Source organism: Bacillus sp. PPSBB_2, from assembly GCF_045291115.1.
Lineage (GTDB): Bacteria > Bacillota > Bacilli > Bacillales > Bacillaceae_G > Bacillus_A > Bacillus_A cereus.
Window position 1 is genome coordinate 5,120,997 of the sequence record NZ_CP147983.1, and the last position, 20,733, is coordinate 5,141,729.

The window sequence follows — 20,733 nt, forward strand, 5'->3', positions numbered from 1 at the left end:
CCCTTTTCACGAAACCAAGTACCTACACGTGAAAAAGTAGAAACGTGAGGAACGAAATATAAACCACAAGATACACGAAATGAAGGATATTGATGCAAAAAACGTGTTAATTTGCGTAAAGAGTCAATTTGAAATACAGTTTTCAAGAAAAAGCATTTCAGTAAGGCTTTTCTACAGATTGGTGGGCGACCTGTCACAGGCGGAACGCCTTCAATAGTTAAACTGTCTACGTATGCAAATAAAATCTGTAAAATGGATTGATTTTCATCAAATTTGGTTATCATACTAGTAAATCCGTCCTTTCTGGAGATAGTTTCGGTTACTATCATTTTTCCAGGAAAACGGATTTTTTTATGCATTCATTTTTGGATATTTATGAGTTTTGCAACACCCTCTGCATTACCAATACCCCAAATTTCATTACTGTACTGCAAAATTGTTCGATCGCTCGCAAAATGACCAGACTGTGCAATATTTAAAATCGACATTTCTAGCCACTTCGTTCGGTTCTCATAAGCTCTACCGACAGCCTCTTGTCTTTCAGCATATGGACCAAAATCTCGCAGAACGAAATATTCATCGTTTTGAATCACGAGAGAATCGTAAATCGCTTCAAATTCAGCTCCCGATTGTGCAAAGAAACCATTTGTTAATTGATCAACTACTTTTTTAATGTGTCTATTGTGGTGATAATAATCACTTGCACGATAGCCACCATTTTGATAGTAATGAAGAACCTCTTCGGCCGTTAAACCGAAAATAAAACAGTTATCATCACCGACCCGGTCTTTTATTTCAACGTTAGCACCGTCTAGCGTTCCGAGTGTAATCGCACCATTCATCATAAATTTCATATTACCTGTTCCCGATGCTTCTTTACTCGCCGTTGAAATTTGTTCACTTACATCCGCCGCTGGGAATATATCTTCCGCTAAAGAAACTCGATAGTTTTCTAGAAAGATAACTTTCATATATTGACTGACATACGGGTCATTATTTACTTTTCTTGCGAGTTCATTTATTAATTTAATAATTTTTTTCGCGTAATAATAGCCAGGTGATGCTTTCGCTCCAAAAATAAAAGTACGCGGATAAAATGTAAAACTAGCATCCTCTTTCAAACGGTTATATAAATATAAAATATGAAGAACATTTAATAATTGTCGTTTATAAGCATGTAATCTTTTCACTTGCACATCAAAAATAGAATTTGGATCAATGGTAATCCCCATTGTATTATGAATACGCTCTGCTAAAATCTCTTTACGTTCTTGTTTTACCTCTGCAAATTTCTCTTGGAAACTCGCATCATATTGAACTAATTGTAGCTCTTGAAGCTTAATCGGTTCTTTCTTCCACTCCGTTCCAATCGCCTCTGAAATGAGATTTGTTAACTGTGGATTTGCTTTCATAAGCCAGCGCCTATGAGCAATTCCATTCGTCTTATTATTAAACTTATCTGGATAAAATTCATAAAACAATCGCATTTCCCGCTGCTTTAATATTTCCGTATGAATTTTTGCTACACCGTTTACGCTATGGCTACCGACAATCGCTAAATGAGCCATTTTCACAAGGTCATGTGCAATAATCGCCATTGCTTCAATACGATCCCACTCATACGGATACTGTTCCCACAGTTCATGACAGAAACGTTCATTAATCTCTTCAATAATCATATAAATTCTCGGTAATAAAGGTTTAAAAATGTGAATTGGCCACTTTTCGAGCGCTTCTGATAACGTCGTATGATTCGTATAAGAAATCGTCTGCGTCGTTATGTGCCAAGCTTCTTCCCATGCTAACTTTTCTTCGTCTAGTAAAATACGCATCAGTTCCGGAATTGCTAAAACCGGATGTGTATCGTTAATGTGGATCGCAATTTTTTCATGTAGTTGACGAAGGTCACCATATCTTTCTCTATGCATTCGAACGATATTTTGCAAACTTGCTGATACGAGGAAATACTGTTGTTTTAAACGAAGTATTTTTCCCTCATCATGCGTATCATCTGGATATAAAAACTCCGATACAACCTCTGTTTCACGCTTATATTTCAAAATATCTTTGCAGTTTTGCGGGAAAGGAACTGGTTCAGCATTCCAAAGTCTAAGTGTATTTACAGTACTCGTCTCATAGCCAACTACCGGCACATCATATGGCACGGCCATAATGACTTCTGCATTTGTATGCCTAAACTCTAAACGCCCGTCAATTTCTAGCGGTTCAACACTGCCGAAATAACTTACTTCTACAGCTTGATCATACCTTCTTACTTCCCATACGTTTTCATGAAGAAGCCACTGTTCTGGAAATTCAACTTGATAACCATCAACAATTTTCTGATCAAACAAACCATGTTTATAACGAATTCCACAGCCGTGTCCTGGTAAGTTTAAAGATGCGAGTGAATCGAGAAAACAGGCTGCTAAGCGTCCAAGCCCACCATTACCAAGGCCTGCATCTGCTTCCACTTCTTCTAACTCTTGTAACGAAATCCCTAGTTCAGATAACCCCTGCTCGCATACATCTCGAATACCTAAATTCAAGATGTTACTTCCAAGCAAACGTCCAAGCAAAAACTCAATAGACAAGTAATACATTTGCTTTTGCTCTCCGGATCGATAACTCTCGTTCGTTGCAATCCATTGACTATTCATATACTCACGTACCATATGGCCGAGTGTATTATATTGATCACGAGTTGTAGAATCTTTAAAACTTTTACCATACATCGTCTCTAACTTTTCTAGAAAAGTTGATTTAAAACTTTCAACATGAGTAAACATTTTTTCACCACCTACATGTTATTCCATGAGACTTTTATACAATTCCTTATAAGCAAGAGCCGATTGCTCCCAGCTATAATCTTCATTCATCGCTTGTTTTACAAGCTGCTCCCACACTGGTTTATCGTGATAGAATTCAATTGCACGATGAATCGTATGTAGCATGTCATGTGCATTAAAATTCGTGAAACTGAAACCATTTCCTTCGCCTGTTTCTTCATCATAAGAATGTACCGTGTCGTTTAACCCACCTGTTTCTCTTACAATTGGAATTGTACCGTATGCTAATGCGATAAGTTGTCCAAGTCCACACGGTTCAAATAGCGATGGCATTAAAAACAAATCGCTTCCCGCATACACTTGGTGAGCTAATTCTTCATTAAATCCGATATAAACTTTTACCTTCTCCGGATACTCATATGCCATCCACTCAAAGAATTGCTCATATTCCGAATCACCTGAACCTAAAATAATACATTGTACATCTTCTTCCATTATTTCGCGGAATACAGTACGTACTAAATCAAGACCTTTTTGCTTCGTTAATCTCGTTACCATTGAAATAATTGGTGTATCCTCTTTTTCTGGTAAACCAAAATAACGCTGCAAGGCGCGTTTATTTTCACTCTTTTCATATAATGACTCTGCATCATACTGGGCCTTAATATACGAATCCGTTTCTGGATTATATACGCTCGTATCAATACCATTTACAATGCCGCTAAGCTTATCATTATATTTTCGCAGTAATCCATCTAACTTCTCACCGAAAAATTTATATTGAATTTCTTCTTTATACGTCGGGCTCACCGCTGTAATTTGATCCGAAGCGATAATACCGCCTTTCATAAAGTTTACGTTTCCATAAAACTCTAGCTGCTCACTATGAAAATATTCATCACCAAGCTCTAACAAGTCGTACATCACTTCAGGAGGAAATACACCTTGGAACTGCAAGTTATGAATCGTATATACCGTTTTAATACGCTCATATAACGGATTATCTTGATACTTTTCACGAAGTAAGAAATTAACCATAGCCGTATGCCAATCATGGCTATGAAGAACATCCACTTCAAAATCAAGGTGCGGAATACACTCTAACACTGCTTTTGAGAAATAAGAAAAACGCTCTCCGTCATCGTAATGCCCATACAGAGAATCTCTCTTAAAATAATATTCATTATCTATTAAGTAATACGTAATTCCGTCTTGCTCACCTTTTAAAATTCCACAATATTGATTTCTCCACCCAAGAGGGACGTTAATTACTTTATGTAACGTACATCCATCTCTTAACTTTTGCGGAATGAGACTATAATTCGGAAGTATAATACGAACGTCCACTCCTAATTTTTTTAGCTCTTTTGGGAGTGCACCCGCTACATCAGCTAATCCTCCCGATTTCACAAACGGTACACATTCTGATACTGCAAATAAAATATTCACTTGTTGTCCCACTGCGCGAAAAGTTTTTATTACTCCTCTTGCAGCTTCCTCCCTTCGAGTTTTCATTTAAATTAAAACTTTAATCAGTGGAGGAAAAAGCCCCCACTGATTCTTTAGGAATAACTATTAATCGTACTGTTTTGTACGCTTCCTTTTTCTACAACATACGGCTCATCGGCGCTTCCTTTTAATACGACACCGTCGCCAATTTTCACGTCTTTATCAATAATAACACCGTCTATTATACAGTTATCTCCAATTTGGCTCTTTTGCATAATAATACTGTTACGAATACTTGAACCTTTTCCAATTTTAACTGAACGGGAAACAACACTGTTTTCGACTTCCCCTTCAATAATACTGCCATTTGCAATCATTGTATTTTTCACGACTGCACCCTTTAAATAACGAGTTGGTGGCTCATCTTTTACTTTCGTAAAGATCGGTGCTTCTTTCTTAAATAATTGCTTCCAAATAGCAGGTTGCAAAATTTCTAAGCTATGTTTATAGTAACTTTCAATCGAGTCAATAATTGCTACATATCCAGTATGTTCATATGTAGCAATGTGTAATGATTTCCCGCGCTTTTCTCTCACTACATCAAATAAACTGTATTGTTCCACACCTTTATATGACTCAAATAAGTCTAACAATAATTGTTTCTTTAACACGTATGTTTGAAGCGAAACCCCTTCATGGCAAACTTCTGTAATATCAGCTGCCGTATGTATATGTCGCTCTAACACCGCTTGAAAATTTAATGCTGTTACGAGATGGCTATTCGTAATAACAACGTACTCTTCTCTGCTTCTTAGAAAATAATCAATATGTCTTCTAAAGTGTGCAAAAGACCCAAATTCATCTTGGTCACATTGGCAGTTTGGCGGGAATAAAAATAGTCCGTCTCGTTTTCTATCTAAATCCCACTGTTTTCCTGAACCAACATGGTCCATTAACGAACGATTTTTATGGCTTGTAAAAACTGCCACACTATGAATACTAGAATTCACCATATTTGAAAGCATGAAATCAATGAGTCGATAACGGCCCCCAAACGGTAACGCCGCTAGTGAACGATGCCCTGTTACTTTCTTTAAGGAAGGAAAACTTCCCGTTGCATTAATAATTCCTAACATTTTTTCTCCCATTCATTTCATCCCCCTTTTCTATTTCCCTTCAGCAATTAATACTACATCGTCAACATTCTTTTCTGGACGAATGACTGTTCCATCTTCAATAACCATTTCTGATCCAACAATCGCTCTTTCAATCACAACATTTTTACCAATCTTAGCCCCTGGCATAACGACAGAATCAATCACCATACTTCCTTCTTCCACCGTCACTCCTTGGAATAAAACAGAATGCTTCACGTCCCCTTCAATGACGCACCCTTCGTTAATAAGCGATTCTTCTACTTTCGCCTTTTCAGCAATATATTGAGGCGGTTCGTTTGGATTGACAGAGTAAATACGCCAATTACGATCGTTTAAATTCAGTGATGTTTCATCGCGAAGCAAATCCATATTCGCTTCCCATAAGCTCTTCACCGTTCCAACATCTTTCCAATATCCTTCAAACGGATACGCCATTAACTTCTTCCCTTCATCCAATAAAAGCGGAAGTACGTCTTTTCCGAAATCGTTACTAGATTCAGGGTTTCTTGCATCCATCTCTAAATACTCTTTCAAAATTGACCAATTAAAAATATAGATTCCCATTGATGCAAGATTACTTCTTGGAAATTGTGGTTTCTCTTCAAACTCAACAATCTCCATCTCTTCATTCGTATTCATAATGCCAAAGCGACTCGCTTCATCCCAAGGTACTTCAATAACAGAAATGGATACATCCGATTCTTTCTCAATATGGTAATCTAGCATCTTACTGTAATCCATTTTATAAATATGGTCGCCTGATAAAATAAGAACATACTCTGGTTCATATTGACTTAAATAGTTTAAGTTTTGATAAATGGCACTTGCCGTACCTGTATACCACTTAACCCCTGAAGACTCCGCATAAGGAGGTAATACTGTGACTCCACCGTTTACTCGGTCTAAATCCCACGCATTTCCGATTCCGATATAATTATGAAGTTCGAGTGGTTGATATTGCGTTAAAATCCCAACCGTTTCAATACCAGAATTCGCACAGTTACTTAGCGTAAAATCAATAATGCGATATTTACCACCAAATGGAACAGCTGGCTTGGCTAAATTTTTTGTTAATGCACTTAAACGACTACCTTTTCCCCCTGCTAGTAACATTGCTACGCACTTTTGTTTTTGAGCCATCTTGTTTTTTGCTCCCCTTTCTCGTCTTCACTGGTCGTAATATGGATACGCCAAATGGTGGAATTGTAATCTCTACATGTGCTGCTTGATTATGGTACGGTTCTAGAATCGTCTTAAGACGTTTCTTATTCACTTGCCCCGAACCGCCATATTGCTGTGCATCACTGTTTAAAATCTCGTTATAATACTCGAAATCTGGTACACCTACTTTATAGTTTTCATATGTAGCTTTCGTAAAATTACATACGATAACTAACGCATCCTCTTGTTTATCCCCTTGACGGATAAACGAGAAAATACTTTGCTCGTTATTATTAGCATCAATCCACTGAAAACCTTCAGGCGAATGATCAAGCTGCCAAAGTGGTTTTGAGCGCTTATACAATGCTATGAGCTCTTTAAAGTAATCATGCATATAACGATGCATTTCAAAATCATGTAAATTCCAATCTAAATCTTCAAGGTCTTTCCACTCATCAAACTGCCCGAATTCTCCTCCCATGAAAAGTAATTTCTTTCCTGGGTGAGTAAAGAAATATCCATATAATAAACGAAGCTGAGCAAACTTATCCCAGTAATCACCTGGCATTTTATTTAATAACGACTTTTTCCCATGAACGACTTCATCATGAGAAAGCGGTAATATGAAGTTTTCAGAGTACGCATATAGCAAAGAAAACGTCATTTTCTCATGAATGTGTTTCCTATATTCAGGCGCACACTCCATATATTTCAGCACGTCATTCATCCAGCCCATATTCCATTTGTAATTGAATCCAAGCCCACCTTCATACGTTGGAGTTGTTACAAGTGGCCAAGCTGTTGAATCTTCTGCCGTCATAAGAAAATCTTCATCCTCTGCAAACACTGCTTCATTTAACTCTCTTAAAAATGAAACAGCATGCTCATTACTTTGCTCTTGTCCTTCTTTATTCCAGTACAACATGTTCGCAACTGCATCAACTCTGAAACCATCAATATGGAAATATCTCATCCAAAATAACGCATTTGAAATTAAGAAATTACGTACCTCTCTCTTTCCTAAATCAAAATTGACAGTTCCCCATACTGGATTTTCTTGTACATCTTTATCTTTATATTCATAGGTCGGTGTACCATCAAACAAATATAAACCGTGAGCATCTTTACAAAAATGCCCCGGCACCCAATCTAAAATGACACCGATTCCATATTTATGACATTCGTCGACAAAATACATTAAATCATGCGGTGTACCAAATCTACTCGTCGCGGCATAATATCCCGTTCCTTGATATCCCCAAGAACGATCATATGGATGCTCAACAAGCGGCATAATTTCAATATGTGTAAATTGATGTTCCACCACATACGAAATGAGTTCTTCTGCCATTTCCCTGTAAGAGTACAGCGTTCCATCTTCTTTCTTTTTCCAAGAACCAAAATGTAATTCATAAACTGTCATCGCTTCTTTATAAATCGATTTTTTCTTTTTCTTACGAATCCAGTTTTTATCATTCCATTCATATCCCTTTATATCAAAAACTACAGATGCCGTATTCGGTCTTACTTCTGCATATACAGCATACGGATCTGCCTTTAAAATGACGTCACCAGCCAACGTTTCAATCGCATATTTATATATTTCTCCTTCTTCAATATGCGGTATAAACAAGGACCAAATGCCTTCTTCTGTCACTTGTAGCATTTTATGTTGCTCATAATCCCACTCATTAAAATCTCCAACAACACTCATTGCTTTCGCATGAGGAGCCCACACTGTAAATCGTACTCCTTGAATCTCATCTTCCGTCACAACATGTGCGCCAAAGATATTATAACTTTCATAGTACTTTTCTGTATGAAACTCATCTCGTTTCACTTCTTCACAATTTATTACACTCAATATGCTCACCTCACTTAGATGACAGAATTTTTTATACTTTAACTATTTCTGCGAAAAACTGCAATATCCTTGTTAATTTATAAAAAACATTCGTTTTTTTCTTGAAAATGTTAGTTTTCCTTCATATTTCCGTGTAAAATATCGAATTTTGACGAATATTCATTGAAAACGCTTTATTATTCTTCTATATTTTTACCAATTATTTTTTCTCAACCTTTATTTTATTATGTTTATCCTATTTTTCATGCTATTTTTCACTTAAAATCAAAACAAAATAATCTGTCATAAAAAAATGTTTCTCAATATTTTTTGTCACAATTTTATTGAAATGCGAAATTTATAAGCATATACTTGTTCTCAATAAAGAACATAGATCTTTCGTAACCACAATTCATAGCGGACTACTATGTTTACTCGTTTATCCTTGTTGCGAACGGTTGCTATACAAATTTAACTAGGAGGCTTTCTTATGTCATTAAAACAAAAAGTAGGAATGGGAGTTATCACCGCTTCACTTGGCTTATCCCTTACATTCGGCGGTGTATTCGCCTATTTCAGTGATTCAGAAACATCAAGTAACTCATTTCAAGCTGGAACACTAGATCTTTCTATTAATCCAAGTGTAATCGTTAATGTGAAAGATTTAAAACCAGGTGATTTTATTGAAAGGAACTTCAAGCTTGAAAATAAAGGTACATTGGATATCGCAAAAGTAGCACTTGAAACATCATATGAAGTTACAGATGCAAAGCAAAATAATGACGGTGAAGATTTAGGTGATCACATTATCGTCAAGTTTCTAGTAAATGATGGACAGCCATCTAATCCAAACGATGATCATGAGATTTTGTGGGAAACAAAACTATCACAATTAAAAACTATGAAACCTGAAGATGTCGCTACGTCTCTAGAACGTCATAACTTAATAGATGGTATTAAATCTGGTGAAACAGATTACTTACACGTCCTCTTCTCATTTGAAGATAACAACCAAGATCAAAATAAATTTCAAGGTGATTCCCTGCAGCTAAACTGGACATTCCATGCTGAGCAAACACCAGGCGTGGAGAAATAATTTTTAAAATATAAATTATCGGAGGCTTATACATGAAAAAGAAAAATCGTTTTGTTACCGGAATTGTAACGGCTGGCTTTCTGTTTTCAACTGCCCTTCCGTTCAATGTACTTGCTGAAAATCCTATTAACCAAATTGACTCTTCAAACGCCCAGTCTTTACTATCAAAACTTTCTAAAGAACAGCGTCAGGCATTACAAACTTTAGATGCCAATCCTGGCTTTACGATTTCGCCAGATATTAATACAAGTAGTTCTGAACCAGTAAATATCATTGTAGAATTTCAAACTGCGCCAGTAAAAATTAATGAATTAAAACAAAAAGAAAAAGGATTACAGTCTGCTCCTGAAAATATAAAAGCACGTATTGATCAAGAACATGAAGAATTCGAAAAAGGACTAAAACGTCTTTATCAATTCAGCCCATCAGTAAAATCTGGAAACTTCCAGTCTGTACAAATTAAACGTTCTTATAAGCATGCGATAAATGGTGTTGCGCTGACGTTACCGGCAAATACAGTGGAAGAATTGTTACGAATTGGCGTTGTAAAACGCATTTGGAAAGATTACGAAGTGAAATTAAATTTACCAAAACAAGCAGAGCAAAAAGCACCTCAAAAACTAACCGATAGTATTCCACAAATTGGGGTCGATAAGTTACATAGTGAAGGCATTACCGGAAAAGGAATTAAAGTTGGTGTATTAGATACGGGTATTGATTACAATCACCCTGACTTAAAAGACGTATATAAAGGCTATCGCGCAAAACCTGGTGAGGACTCTAGCAAAGTAGACCCAAACTCAGTAAAGGGTTGGGACTTTATTAATAACGATGCAGATCCAATGGAAACTACTTATTCAGAATGGCAACAATCTGGTGCTCCTGAATTTGATAGCCGTGGTTCTTCCTTCTACACCGCCCACGGTACTCACGTAGCAGGTATCGTTTCTGCTCAAAAGAAAAATACATCAGATTCCGCAGTAAAAGGCGTTGCACCTGGCATTGAACTGTATAACTATCGTGTACTCGGTCCATACGGAAGCGGAGATAGTTCTGGTATTATTGCTGCAATCGATAAATCTATTTCTGACGGTATGAATGTTATTAACTTATCATTAGGTGACGATAGCAACAATCCACTCGATCCAACATCTATCGCTGTCAATAACGCGATGCTTTCCGGTGTTGTTACAGTCGTTGCTGCTGGTAACTCTGGTCCAAATCCATCAACACTCGGTTCACCAGGTGCTTCTCCATTTGCAATTACGGTTGGAGCAAGTGATAGCTCTATTTCCTTACCGAAACTATCAGGCCATGCTGGACAATTACAATTTCCTAACTTAATTTTATTCGGCAAAAATTTCACTGATAAAATAGAGGATTTCAAAGGACAATCTCTATCTATTGAATCTGTAGGAATTGGTACGTCTGACGAGTTTAGTAAAAAAGATGTAAAAGGAAAAATCGCTCTCGTTGCACGTGGTACACTGTCATTTGATGAAAAAATTGCTAACGCAAAACAAGCTGGCGCAAAGGCCGTTATTATTTATAACAATGTGGACGGAGAAATTCCTTTCTACGTTGGCGAAAGCACAAAATACATTCCAGCATTCCGCCTAACGAAAGAAGATGGTGAAAAACTAAAAGCTCAAATCGAACAAGGTAATACATCCTTTACTTTTGACGAACTTAGTTATATTCAAACAGAAGGCGATCATCTTGCAGACTTTAGCTCACGCGGTCCTGTTACATCAAATGATGATATTAAACCAGATATTACAGCGCCTGGTGTTGCTGTACTTTCAACAGTACCTGAATATATTAATGACCCACAAGAGGGCGAAAACTATGACGTTTCCTATGAGCGTATGCAAGGAACATCTATGGCTTCTCCTCATATCGCGGGCGTTGCTGCTCTTATTTTACAAGAACACCCAGAATACTCTCCATTCGATGTAAAGGCGTCTCTTATGAACACAGCTGATGATTTAAAAGAACAGTATTCCGTATATGAAGTTGGAGCTGGACGAGTAGATGCATACAACTCCGTTCATACGGAAACAAGTTTTAAAGTGCTAGATACAACAAAAACAGTTGTAAATGATGAAGTAATTGAAGTACCAGAAGAAACCGGATCCATTGCATTCGGGAAGTTCTATCAAAAAGACGGTGAAGCTCTTGAACAAAAACGAAATATAAAAGTGGAAAACCATAATAAACAAGAAAAAAAAGAATTTAAAACAGAAATTTCTTATACACCAGCTTCTCCTTCTATTAACGACGCTACCGCAAATGGTGTAAAAGTTTCTACCCGAGAAACAATTACTGTTGATGCTGGAAAATCAGATGAGGTTGAAGCAAAAATTAATATTCCAGCTGGCGTGAAGCAAGGCCGATATGAAGGATATATTCATATTACAAATACGAAAAATAAAGAAGAAACGTATCAAATACCATTCTCTATTCGTGTATCAGAGCCTGGTATTGAAAATGCTTTTTTATCAAGAAAAGCCATTTCAACTGATACATCTAAATTCAATCCATATCGTGAATCGTATTTACACGGAGCATTCCAATTAAATAGCGACCTTGAGACGTTAGACCTTATCGTGAAGGATTCAAAAACAAATAAAGCGCTTGGCTTCATTGGAACATTAAACACAAGCGGACTAAAAACGGATGTGTATTACTACTTAGATTCATTCTTTAACGGCAGAGTATATCCTTTCACAAATGATCCTGCAAAACCAATTGGTGATGAGAAAATCGACTTACCAGAAGGCGATTACACAATTGAATTTGTTGGTTATGATAAGGCTGGGAAAGCACGTGTGAAAGGTGATTATGTCGTAATTGATAATACACCGCCAGAAGTAAAATTAACTGGATTAAAACCTGGTATTTATGAATTAAATGAAGAAAACTATACAGTAGAAGACGGTAAAAAGGCATTATGGATTAAAGGAAATGTGTATGATTCGAATGTTGACTACTTAAAAGGAAAAGGATTAAACATTACGCAAGAAGCAAACGGAGTGATGTATTATGACTATTCTCCATACTTGCATAAGTTTTTACCTATTAATGCAAACGGTGACTTTAAAGTTGGCATTACTCCTGAATCCTTTAAAGTGGAAGGTCCAATGAACACAGGGGTATATATTTTCGATTATGCAACTGCAGGAGCTGACTATCCAAGCGGTGTAAATAACTATTGGTTTATCCCGCAAGGAGCTCAATATGCGAAAGCTAGCTATAATAAAAAAGAAGTATGTAAAGGTGATGAATTCACTGTAACGCTAAACGCCAAACATGTGAAACAGTTTGTTGCTGGGGAATTTAACGTAAAATTCCTAGAAAAGAACTTCAAATTTGCAAATGCGAAATTGAATCCTGCTTTTGAAAAACTCCTTTCTGAAAAAGGGGTAACAGCAAAAGTAAATGAACCGAAGCTAGAAGCAGGCTCTGTTACAGTTGGCGGTGCTATCGATGACAAAAACTTCGCTGGATTAGATGGTGATTTCCCGTTCATTGATGTAACGTTCAAAGTAGAAAACGATGAGTTTTATGAAGCAAATGCTCAATTAGAGTTACCAGTGTTTGTATACTGGAAACCAGGAGAAACAGAGCCAAATAGAATGCGTGTCCTTCAAGATCAATCATTCTCAGTAATGTCCTTAAACTCATTAGTAGAAGGAAATATTAAGCCTGGTGCATTCTTAAATGAACGTGGATATTTAGATGAAAAGTTCGATTATACAAAGCTTGGCGTAAAAGTATATGCGACTGATTCTTATCGTCATAAGTTTGAAGGCTCACTAGATAAATACGGATACTTCAAACTAAATGGACTTCCAGTTAATAAACGCGACTATAACTTATATGTAGAGGTGCCAGGACATTTAACAAGCCGCCTAACAACGAAACTTGGTACTGAAAAAGACGGTAAGCTGCTTGGCCAATATTATTATGCAAGACCTGACGAAAACCTTGCCGGCGATGTAAATGCTGATAAAGTAATCGATATTAGAGATGCTGAAATTATCGCTAGCAACTATGGCAAAAAAGGACTAACTGTAAAAGACGGAGACCTTAATAAAGATGGGATTGTCGATGAAAAAGATATTCGCTTCGTCGAAAAGAACTTCTTGAAAAAAGGTCCAGATGCATCTAAATCACAAACACCTGTAGAAAAATCCAAAAGCGGTACACTGGCAGATATTTTAAAGAAATTAGGATTAACGCCTAAAAAATAATAAAGTGAAACTTTAATCAATTGAGGTTTTACTGCCCGGCAAATAGTGGAATAATAAAGAGCACTCTACGTAAAATAGAGTGCTCTTTTTCTATAAACGACCCTTATCCAGCAAAAGGGGTATATTGGGGATATACAAGGGAAACCGGAAAAGGAATTTATATTAAATTATATGAATTTAGAGGTAGGAAGCAGTGTCCCGCCCCTGAATGATTTAGCAATTATTATAGTACTGGTGCCATTGTTTCTTTTAATACTTTTACAGAATGAGCGAACTTCGCTTTTTCTTCTTCATTTAACTCAAGCTCTACGATTTCACGTACACCTTCGCGGTTAATTACAGCTGGAACACCTACGTAAGCATCTTTCTCACCGTATTGGCCTTCAAGGTATGCAGATACAGTTAATACGCTGTTCTCGTTGTTTAAGATTGCTTTAGTTACACGAAGTAGTGACATACCGATTCCGTAGTAAGTTGCACCTTTACGCTCGATGATATGGTAAGCTGCATCACGTACATTTTCGAAGATTTTATCTAAGTCTTCTTGTTTGTACTGTTCGTTGTTAGCTAAGATTGTTTCTAGTTTTTGTACACCGATAGTAGCGTGGCTCCATACTGGAAGTTCAGTATCACCGTGTTCACCAACGATGTAAGCATGAACGTTACGTGGATCTACATCTAAGTAGTCACCTAACATGTAACGGAAACGAGCAGAGTCTAAAGTAGTACCAGAACCAATTACGCGCTCTTTTGGTAAACCAGATTCTTTCCAAGTTACGTAAGTTAAAATGTCAACTGGGTTAGTTGCGATTAAGAAGATTCCATCGAATCCGCTATCCATAATACCGCGAACGATTTGTTTAAAGATCTTTGTATTTTTCTCAACTAAGTCTAAACGAGTTTCACCTGGCTTTTGTGGTAATCCAGCAGTGATAACTACTAAATCTGCATCTTTACAATCTGCATAGCTACCGCTCCAAACTTTTGTTGGTGATGGAGAGAATGGTACCGCATGGCTTAAGTCCATTGCTTCCCCTTCTGCTTTTGCTTCATTAACATCTACTAATACGAATTCTTCAGCTACACCTTGGTTGATCATTGAGTAAGCGTAACTACAACCTACAGCTCCTGTTCCTACTAATACTACACGATTGATACCTTTTTTCATGGTAATTTCCCCTCTCTATTGTTCACATATATTTTTTTATGATTGTTTAAGTAATTAATTAAAATACTAATTTAATGTTGTTTAACTTCTTTACATTCATATTGTAGCACGTATTATTGTGAAAAAGTTCACAAATTATGACCTATTTGTGAACTTTTTCACATAGAGTGTAAAGTTATTGGAATAGGTGTGGAATCCATTTCAATGGAGGCGTTTTCTTTAGATTGTGAAAGGGATTTTCTTGTGGTTTTTGTCGGTAAGTGAAATTATACCAGCGATTTTTAGAATATATCGACCGTAACTCCAAATATATCAGCGATTTTTAAAATTTATCGATCGTAACTCAAATTATATCAGCGATTTTTGCAATATATCGACTTACCGACAAAACTCGACAATACTGACAACATAAAAAAACTGTCTTCAGTAGATCACAGCTATTGAGAGAAAGCAACTTCTTCTATATATTATTTATTTTCCACAGTAGCTCCCAGATGCATTTTTCATCGGTTTCTCCAAGTGTAGGAGGCTACAGCCATACAGCTGGGGTAAAAGTTCAAGTTGAAGTTAATTCCTTCATATTCATACAGGTCCAAATAATTAACATGATTGTATTTACGGCTCTCTATGTACCCAACTGCAACAGCGAATACTTCATATTTCTTCTATTGCATAAAAAAGCAGACTATTCAAAGTCCACTTTTACACAACAAAAAAGAGATAGCAGATTATGCTATCTCTTTTAGTATGACCCGTACGGGATTCGAACCCGTGTTACCGCCGTGAAAGGGCGGTGTCTTAACCACTTGACCAACGGGCCAGTTCTGGCAGAGAAGAAGGGATTCGAACCCTCGCACCGCGTTCGCGATCTACTCCCTTAGCAGGGGAGCCCCTTGAGCCACTTGGGTACTTCTCTATAAATATGGCTCCGCAGGTAGGACTCGAACCTACGACCGATCGGTTAACAGCCGATAGCTCTACCACTGAGCTACTGCGGAACAATTATGGTGGGCCTAAATGGACTCGAACCATCGACCTCACGCTTATCAGGCGTGCGCTCTAACCAGCTGAGCTATAGGCCCATAATTGAAAAGCGGGTGAAGAGAATCGAACTCTCGACCAGAGCTTGGAAGGCTCTTGTTTTACCACTAAACTACACCCGCATTAAATTGTAAATGGTGAGCCATGAAGGACTCGAACCTTCGACCCTCTGATTAAAAGTCAGATGCTCTACCAACTGAGCTAATGGCTCATTTTGAAAGTGGTGCCGACTAGAGGACTTGAACCCCCAACCTACTGATTACAAGTCAGTTGCTCTACCAATTGAGCTAAGTCGGCTTGCGACTTCAAAATGGTGGCTCGGGACGGAATCGAACCGCCGACACGAGGATTTTCAGTCCTCTGCTCTACCGACTGAGCTACCGAGCCTTTATGTAAAAATGGCGGTCCCGACCGGGGTCGAACCGGCGATCTCCTGCGTGACAGGCAGGCATGTTAACCACTACACCACGGGACCATTTGGTTGCGGGGACAGGATTTGAACCTGCGACCTTCGGGTTATGAGCCCGACGAGCTACCGTGCTGCTCCACCCCGCGATGATAAAATATTTACTTTAGAAAAAATGGAGGAGGTAGAGGGATTCGAACCCCCGCGCGACTCTCGCCGCCTGTCGGTTTTCAAGACCGATCCCTTCAGCCGAACTTGGGTATACCTCCGAGATATATACGTCTAATGGTGGACCTTGTAGGACTCGAACCTACGACCGGACGGTTATGAGCCGTCTGCTCTAACCAGCTGAGCTAAAGGTCCTTTATGGTAGCGGCGGAGGGGATCGAACCCCCGACCTCACGGGTATGAACCGTACGCTCTAGCCAGCTGAGCTACACCGCCATAAATGATATTAATATAAGTGGAGCCTAGCGGGATCGAACCGCTGACCTCCTGCGTGCAAGGCAGGCGCTCTCCCAGCTGAGCTAAGGCCCCATGTTTTTTAGGAATATCGGGAAGACAGGATTTGAACCTGCGACCCCCTGGTCCCAAACCAGGTGCTCTACCAAGCTGAGCCACTTCCCGTTAATAAAAGCGCGCCCGAGAGGAGTCGAACCCCTAACCTCTTGATCCGTAGTCAAACGCTCTATCCAATTGAGCTACGGGCGCATATGGTGCCGAGGGCGGGGGTCGAACCCGCACGGTGGTCACCCACCGCAGGATTTTAAGTCCTGTGCGTCTGCCTGTTCCGCCACCCCGGCATGTCATATTGAAAATTGGAGCGGAAGACGGGATTCGAACCCGCGACCCCAACCTTGGCAAGGTTGTATTCTACCACTGAACTACTTCCGCAAGACATGTATGAGTTATTTTATTAAAAGTGCGGGTGAAGGGAGTCGAACCCCCACGCCAAAGGCGCCAGATCCTAAGTCTGGTGCGTCTGCCAATTCCGCCACACCCGCATATTAATTTATTTAAGAAAAATGGGGCGACTGATGGGAATCGAACCCACGAATGCCGGAGCCACAATCCGGTGCGTTAACCACTTCGCCACAACCGCCATGATTTCTGGTGCCGACTAGAGGACTTGAACCCCCAACCTACTGATTACAAGTCAGTTGCTCTACCAATTGAGCTAAGTCGGCTAAATGGTGGAGGATGACGGGATCGAACCGCCGACCCCCTGCTTGTAAGGCAGGTGCTCTCCCAGCTGAGCTAATCCTCCATTTGCCTGGCAACGTCCTACTCTCACAGGGACAAGGTCCCAACTACCATCGGCGCTAGAGAGCTTAACTTCCGTGTTCGGTATGGGAACGGGTGTGACCTCTCTGCCATCATCACCAAACTATGAAGGCATATTCCTTCAAAACTAGATAACATTTGCTACATATTATATGGTTAAGTCCTCGATCTATTAGTATTCGTCAGCTCCACATGTCACCATGCTTCCACCTCGAACCTATCAACCTGATCATCTTTCAGGGATCTTACTAGCTTACGCTATGGGAAATCTCATCTTGAGGGGGGCTTCATGCTTAGATGCTTTCAGCACTTATCCCTTCCGCACATAGCTACCCAGCTATGCCCTTGGCAGAACAACTGGTACACCAGCGGTGCGTCCATCCCGGTCCTCTCGTACTAAGGACAGCTCCTCTCAAATTTCCTACGCCCACGACGGATAGGGACCGAACTGTCTCACGACGTTCTGAACCCAGCTCGCGTACCGCTTTAATGGGCGAACAGCCCAACCCTTGGGACCGACTACAGCCCCAGGATGCGATGAGCCGACATCGAGGTGCCAAACCTCCCCGTCGATGTGGACTCTTGGGGGAGATAAGCCTGTTATCCCCGGGGTAGCTTTTATCCGTTGAGCGATGGCCCTTCCATGCGGAACCACCGGATCACTAAGCCCGACTTTCGTCCCTGCTCGACTTGTAGGTCTCGCAGTCAAGCTCCCTTATGCCTTTGCACTCTACGAATGATTTCCAACCATTCTGAGGGAACCTTTGGGCGCCTCCGTTACACTTTAGGAGGCGACCGCCCCAGTCAAACTGCCCACCTGACACTGTCTCCCGGGTCGATAAGACCCGTAGGTTAGAATTTCAATACAGTCAGGGCGGTATCCCACCAGCGCCTCCACCGAAGCTAGCGCTCCGGTTTCAATGGCTCCCGCCTATCCTGTACAAACTGTACCAAAATTCAATATCAGGCTACAGTAAAGCTCCACGGGGTCTTTCCGTCCTGTCGCGGGTAACCTGCATCTTCACAGGTACTATAATTTCACCGAGTCTCTGGTTGAGACAGTGCCCAAATCGTTACACCTTTCGTGCGGGTCGGAACTTACCCGACAAGGAATTTCGCTACCTTAGGACCGTTATAGTTACGGCCGCCGTTTACTGGGGCTTCAGTTCAGAGCTTCGCTTACGCTAACCCCTCTCCTTAACCTTCCAGCACCGGGCAGGTGTCACCCCCTATACTTCGCCTTACGGCTTCGCAGAGAGCTGTGTTTTTGCTAAACAGTCGCTTGGGCCTATTCACTGCGGCTTTCCGTTAAGAAAGCACCCCTTCTCCCGAAGTTACGGGGTCATTTTGCCGAGTTCCTTAACCAGAGTTCTCTCGCACACCTTAGGATTCTCTCCTCGCCTACCTGTGTCGGTTTGCGGTACAGGCACCTTTTATCTCGCTAGAAGCTTTTCTTGGCAGCGGGGAATCAAAGACTTCGCTCCATAAGGAGCTTCCCCATCACAGCTCAGCCTTCACGATAAGCGGATTTGCCTACTTATCAGCCTAACTGCTTGGACGTGCACAACCAATCGCACGCTTCTTCTATCCTTCTGCGTCCCTCCATTGCTCAAACGATAAAGAGGTGGTACAGGAATATCAACCTGTTGTCCATCGCCTACGCCTGTCGGCCTCGGCTTAGGTCCTGACTAACCCTGAGCGGACGAGCCTTCCTCAGGAAACCTTAGGCATTCGGTGGACGGGATTCTCACCCGTCTTTCGCTACTCATACCGGCATTCTCACTTCTAAGCACTCCACCAGTCCTTCCGGTCTGACTTCACTGTCCTTAGAACGCTCCCCTACCACTGATACCATTGGTATCAATCCGCAGCTTCGGTGGTGTATTTAGCCCCGGTACATTTTCGGCGCAGAGTCACTCGACTAGTGAGCTATTACGCACTCTTTAAATGGTGGCTGCTTCTAAGCCAACATCCTAGTTGTCTAAGCAACTCCACATCCTTTTCCACTTAATACACACTTTGGGACCTTAGCTGGCGGTCTGGGCTGTTTCCCTTTTGACTACGGATCTTATCACTCGCAGTCTGACTCCTAAGGATAAGTCATTGGCATTCGGAGTTTGACTGAATTCGGTAATCCGATGAGGACCCCTAGTCCAATCAGTGCTCTACCTCCAAGACTCTTACACTTAAGGCTAGCCCTAAAGCTATTTCGGGGAGAACCAGCTATCTCCAGGTTCGATTGGAATTTCTCCGCTACCCACACCTCATCCCCGCACTTTTCAACGTGCGTGGGTTCGGGCCTCCATTCAGTGTTACCTGAACTTCACCCTGGACATGGGTAGATCACCTGGTTTCGGGTCTACGACCACGTACTAAACGCCCTATTCAGACTCGCTTTCGCTGCGGCTCCGCCTCTTCAGCTTAACCTCGCACGGGATCGTAACTCGCCGGTTCATTCTACAAAAGGCACGCCATCACCCGTTAACGGGCTCTGACTATTTGTAGGCACACGGTTTCAGGATCTCTTTCACTCCCCTTCCGGGGTGCTTTTCACCTTTCCCTCACGGTACTGGTTCACTATCGATCACTAGGGAGTATTTAGCCTTGGGAGATGGTCCTCCCAGATTCCGACGGAATTTCACGTGTTCCGCCGTACTCAGGATACATTCAAGAGAGAACGAAGTTTCGACTACGGGGTTGTTACCCTCTACGACGGACCTTTCCAGGTCGCTTCGTCTACCTCGTTCCTTTGTAACTCCGTATAGAATGTCCTACAACCCCAAGAGGCAAGCCTCTTGGTTTGGGCTATGTTCCGTTTCGCTCGCCGCTACTCAGGAAATCGCATTTGCTTTCTCTTCCTCCAGGTACTTAGATGTTTCAGTTCCCTGGGTCTGTCTTCCTTACCCTATGTATTCAGATAAGGATACCATACCATTACGTATGGTGGGTTTCCCCATTCGGAAATCTTCGGATCAAAGCTTACTTACAGCTCCCCGAAGCATATCGGCGTTAGTCCCGTCCTTCATCGACTCCTAGTGTCAAGGCATCCACCGTGCGCCCTTTCTAACTTAACCAAACTAAAA

Annotated in this window: 9 protein-coding genes, 22 tRNA genes and 2 rRNA genes; 2 read left to right on the forward strand and 31 right to left on the reverse strand. The window is 40.5% G+C overall.

All coding sequences use genetic code 11. The annotated features are described in order from the left end of the window. From V6946_RS25990 to glgB, 6 genes are all read right to left on the reverse strand, one after another. On the reverse strand, positions 1 to 284 hold a 284-nt coding region (locus V6946_RS25990), incomplete at its 3' end, for a transposase (RefSeq protein WP_406622057.1). Between the two features lie 75 nt (positions 285 to 359). Beyond that, the gene (gene glgP, locus V6946_RS25995) at positions 360 to 2,789 is read right to left on the reverse strand and encodes a glycogen phosphorylase (protein WP_366982234.1); all 2,430 of its coding nucleotides are present in this window, start codon (positions 2,787 to 2,789) and stop codon (positions 360 to 362) included. Between the two features lie 18 nt (positions 2,790 to 2,807). Further along, entirely contained in the window at positions 2,808 to 4,238 is a 1,431-nt protein-coding gene (glgA, locus tag V6946_RS26000) for a glycogen synthase GlgA (RefSeq protein ID WP_033691681.1), read from the reverse strand. Positions 4,239 to 4,351: 113 nt separating this feature from the next. Further along, positions 4,352 to 5,386 (reverse strand): glucose-1-phosphate adenylyltransferase subunit GlgD, encoded by a 1,035-nt coding sequence (gene glgD, locus V6946_RS26005; RefSeq protein WP_006915634.1) that lies wholly within the window; start codon positions 5,384 to 5,386, stop codon positions 4,352 to 4,354. Between the two features lie 18 nt (positions 5,387 to 5,404). Beyond that, complete coding sequence (glgC, locus tag V6946_RS26010) at positions 5,405 to 6,535, reverse strand: glucose-1-phosphate adenylyltransferase (RefSeq protein WP_016123516.1); 1,131 nt, start codon at positions 6,533 to 6,535, stop codon at positions 5,405 to 5,407. Next, entirely contained in the window at positions 6,483 to 8,420 is a 1,938-nt protein-coding gene (gene glgB / locus V6946_RS26015) for a 1,4-alpha-glucan branching protein GlgB (protein ID WP_006915632.1), read from the reverse strand. Before glgB ends, glgC begins: the two co-directional genes overlap by 53 nt. Before the next feature lie 469 nt (positions 8,421 to 8,889). On the opposite strand from glgB, the gene V6946_RS26020 reads away from it, so the two are divergent. Both V6946_RS26020 and V6946_RS26025 read left to right on the forward strand, forming a co-directional pair. After that, on the forward strand, positions 8,890 to 9,495 hold the full coding sequence (locus tag V6946_RS26020) for a CalY family protein (protein WP_000053930.1): 606 nt from the start codon (positions 8,890 to 8,892) through the stop codon (positions 9,493 to 9,495). 32 nt (positions 9,496 to 9,527) lie between these two features. Beyond that, entirely contained in the window at positions 9,528 to 13,751 is a 4,224-nt protein-coding gene (locus V6946_RS26025) for a S8 family serine peptidase (RefSeq protein ID WP_406622144.1), read from the forward strand. A gap of 223 nt (positions 13,752 to 13,974) precedes the next feature. Here the strand turns inward: V6946_RS26025 and V6946_RS26030 are convergent, their stop codons facing one another. The 25 genes from V6946_RS26030 to V6946_RS26150 all read right to left on the reverse strand — a co-directional run bounded on the left by V6946_RS26030 (position 13,975) and on the right by V6946_RS26150 (position 20,724). Beyond that, on the reverse strand, positions 13,975 to 14,919 hold the full coding sequence (locus V6946_RS26030; protein WP_000715339.1) for an L-lactate dehydrogenase: 945 nt from the start codon (positions 14,917 to 14,919) through the stop codon (positions 13,975 to 13,977). Between the two features lie 748 nt (positions 14,920 to 15,667). Beyond that, positions 15,668 to 15,739: transfer RNA gene (locus V6946_RS26035), tRNA-Glu, on the reverse strand. Positions 15,740 to 15,744: 5 nt separating this feature from the next. Next, positions 15,745 to 15,835: transfer RNA gene (locus V6946_RS26040), tRNA-Ser, on the reverse strand. Positions 15,836 to 15,842: 7 nt separating this feature from the next. Then, a tRNA-Asn gene (locus V6946_RS26045) sits at positions 15,843 to 15,917 on the reverse strand. A 7-nt stretch (positions 15,918 to 15,924) separates the two neighbouring features. Continuing rightward, a tRNA-Ile gene (locus V6946_RS26050) sits at positions 15,925 to 16,001 on the reverse strand. A 10-nt stretch (positions 16,002 to 16,011) separates the two neighbouring features. After that, positions 16,012 to 16,082 (reverse strand) — tRNA-Gly (locus V6946_RS26055). A gap of 13 nt (positions 16,083 to 16,095) precedes the next feature. After that, positions 16,096 to 16,171, reverse strand: a tRNA-Lys gene (locus V6946_RS26060). 10 nt (positions 16,172 to 16,181) lie between these two features. Further along, positions 16,182 to 16,257 (reverse strand) — tRNA-Thr (locus V6946_RS26065). Between the two features lie 14 nt (positions 16,258 to 16,271). Further along, a tRNA-Phe gene (locus tag V6946_RS26070) sits at positions 16,272 to 16,347 on the reverse strand. A 12-nt stretch (positions 16,348 to 16,359) separates the two neighbouring features. Further along, positions 16,360 to 16,435: transfer RNA gene (locus tag V6946_RS26075), tRNA-Asp, on the reverse strand. Positions 16,436 to 16,438: 3 nt separating this feature from the next. Next, positions 16,439 to 16,515, reverse strand: a tRNA-Met gene (locus V6946_RS26080). A gap of 27 nt (positions 16,516 to 16,542) precedes the next feature. Further along, positions 16,543 to 16,635, reverse strand: a tRNA-Ser gene (locus V6946_RS26085). Between the two features lie 17 nt (positions 16,636 to 16,652). Then, positions 16,653 to 16,729: transfer RNA gene (locus tag V6946_RS26090), tRNA-Ile, on the reverse strand. Positions 16,730 to 16,733: 4 nt separating this feature from the next. Next, positions 16,734 to 16,810: transfer RNA gene (locus tag V6946_RS26095), tRNA-Met, on the reverse strand. Between the two features lie 20 nt (positions 16,811 to 16,830). Continuing rightward, positions 16,831 to 16,903 (reverse strand) — tRNA-Ala (locus tag V6946_RS26100). A 16-nt stretch (positions 16,904 to 16,919) separates the two neighbouring features. Next, a tRNA-Pro gene (locus V6946_RS26105) sits at positions 16,920 to 16,993 on the reverse strand. 10 nt (positions 16,994 to 17,003) lie between these two features. Continuing rightward, positions 17,004 to 17,077 (reverse strand) — tRNA-Arg (locus V6946_RS26110). Positions 17,078 to 17,080: 3 nt separating this feature from the next. Further along, a tRNA-Leu gene (locus V6946_RS26115) sits at positions 17,081 to 17,169 on the reverse strand. A gap of 16 nt (positions 17,170 to 17,185) precedes the next feature. Beyond that, a tRNA-Gly gene (locus V6946_RS26120) sits at positions 17,186 to 17,260 on the reverse strand. 29 nt (positions 17,261 to 17,289) lie between these two features. Continuing rightward, a tRNA-Leu gene (locus V6946_RS26125) sits at positions 17,290 to 17,370 on the reverse strand. A gap of 22 nt (positions 17,371 to 17,392) precedes the next feature. Beyond that, positions 17,393 to 17,468 (reverse strand) — tRNA-His (locus tag V6946_RS26130). A gap of 9 nt (positions 17,469 to 17,477) precedes the next feature. After that, a tRNA-Thr gene (locus V6946_RS26135) sits at positions 17,478 to 17,553 on the reverse strand. 4 nt (positions 17,554 to 17,557) lie between these two features. Continuing rightward, a tRNA-Val gene (locus V6946_RS26140) sits at positions 17,558 to 17,633 on the reverse strand. A gap of 4 nt (positions 17,634 to 17,637) precedes the next feature. After that, positions 17,638 to 17,753, reverse strand: a 5S ribosomal RNA gene (gene rrf / locus V6946_RS26145). 49 nt (positions 17,754 to 17,802) lie between these two features. Next, positions 17,803 to 20,724, reverse strand: a 23S ribosomal RNA gene (locus V6946_RS26150). Positions 20,725 to 20,733 lie beyond the last annotated feature (9 nt).

Bases quoted from the DNA above. Each gene is read 5' to 3' on its own strand.
- glgC (WP_016123516.1), bottom strand. From the start codon at position 6,535: ATGGCTCAAAAACAAAAGTGCGTAGCAATGTTACTAGCAGGGGGAAAA.
- V6946_RS26020 (WP_000053930.1), top strand. From the start codon at position 8,890: ATGTCATTAAAACAAAAAGTAGGAATGGGAGTTATCACCGCTTCACTT.
- glgP (WP_366982234.1), bottom strand. From the start codon at position 2,789: ATGTTTACTCATGTTGAAAGTTTTAAATCAACTTTTCTAGAAAAGTTA.
- glgD (WP_006915634.1), bottom strand. From the start codon at position 5,386: ATGGGAGAAAAAATGTTAGGAATTATTAATGCAACGGGAAGTTTTCCT.
- V6946_RS26025 (WP_406622144.1), top strand. From the start codon at position 9,528: ATGAAAAAGAAAAATCGTTTTGTTACCGGAATTGTAACGGCTGGCTTT.
- V6946_RS26030 (WP_000715339.1), bottom strand. From the start codon at position 14,919: ATGAAAAAAGGTATCAATCGTGTAGTATTAGTAGGAACAGGAGCTGTA.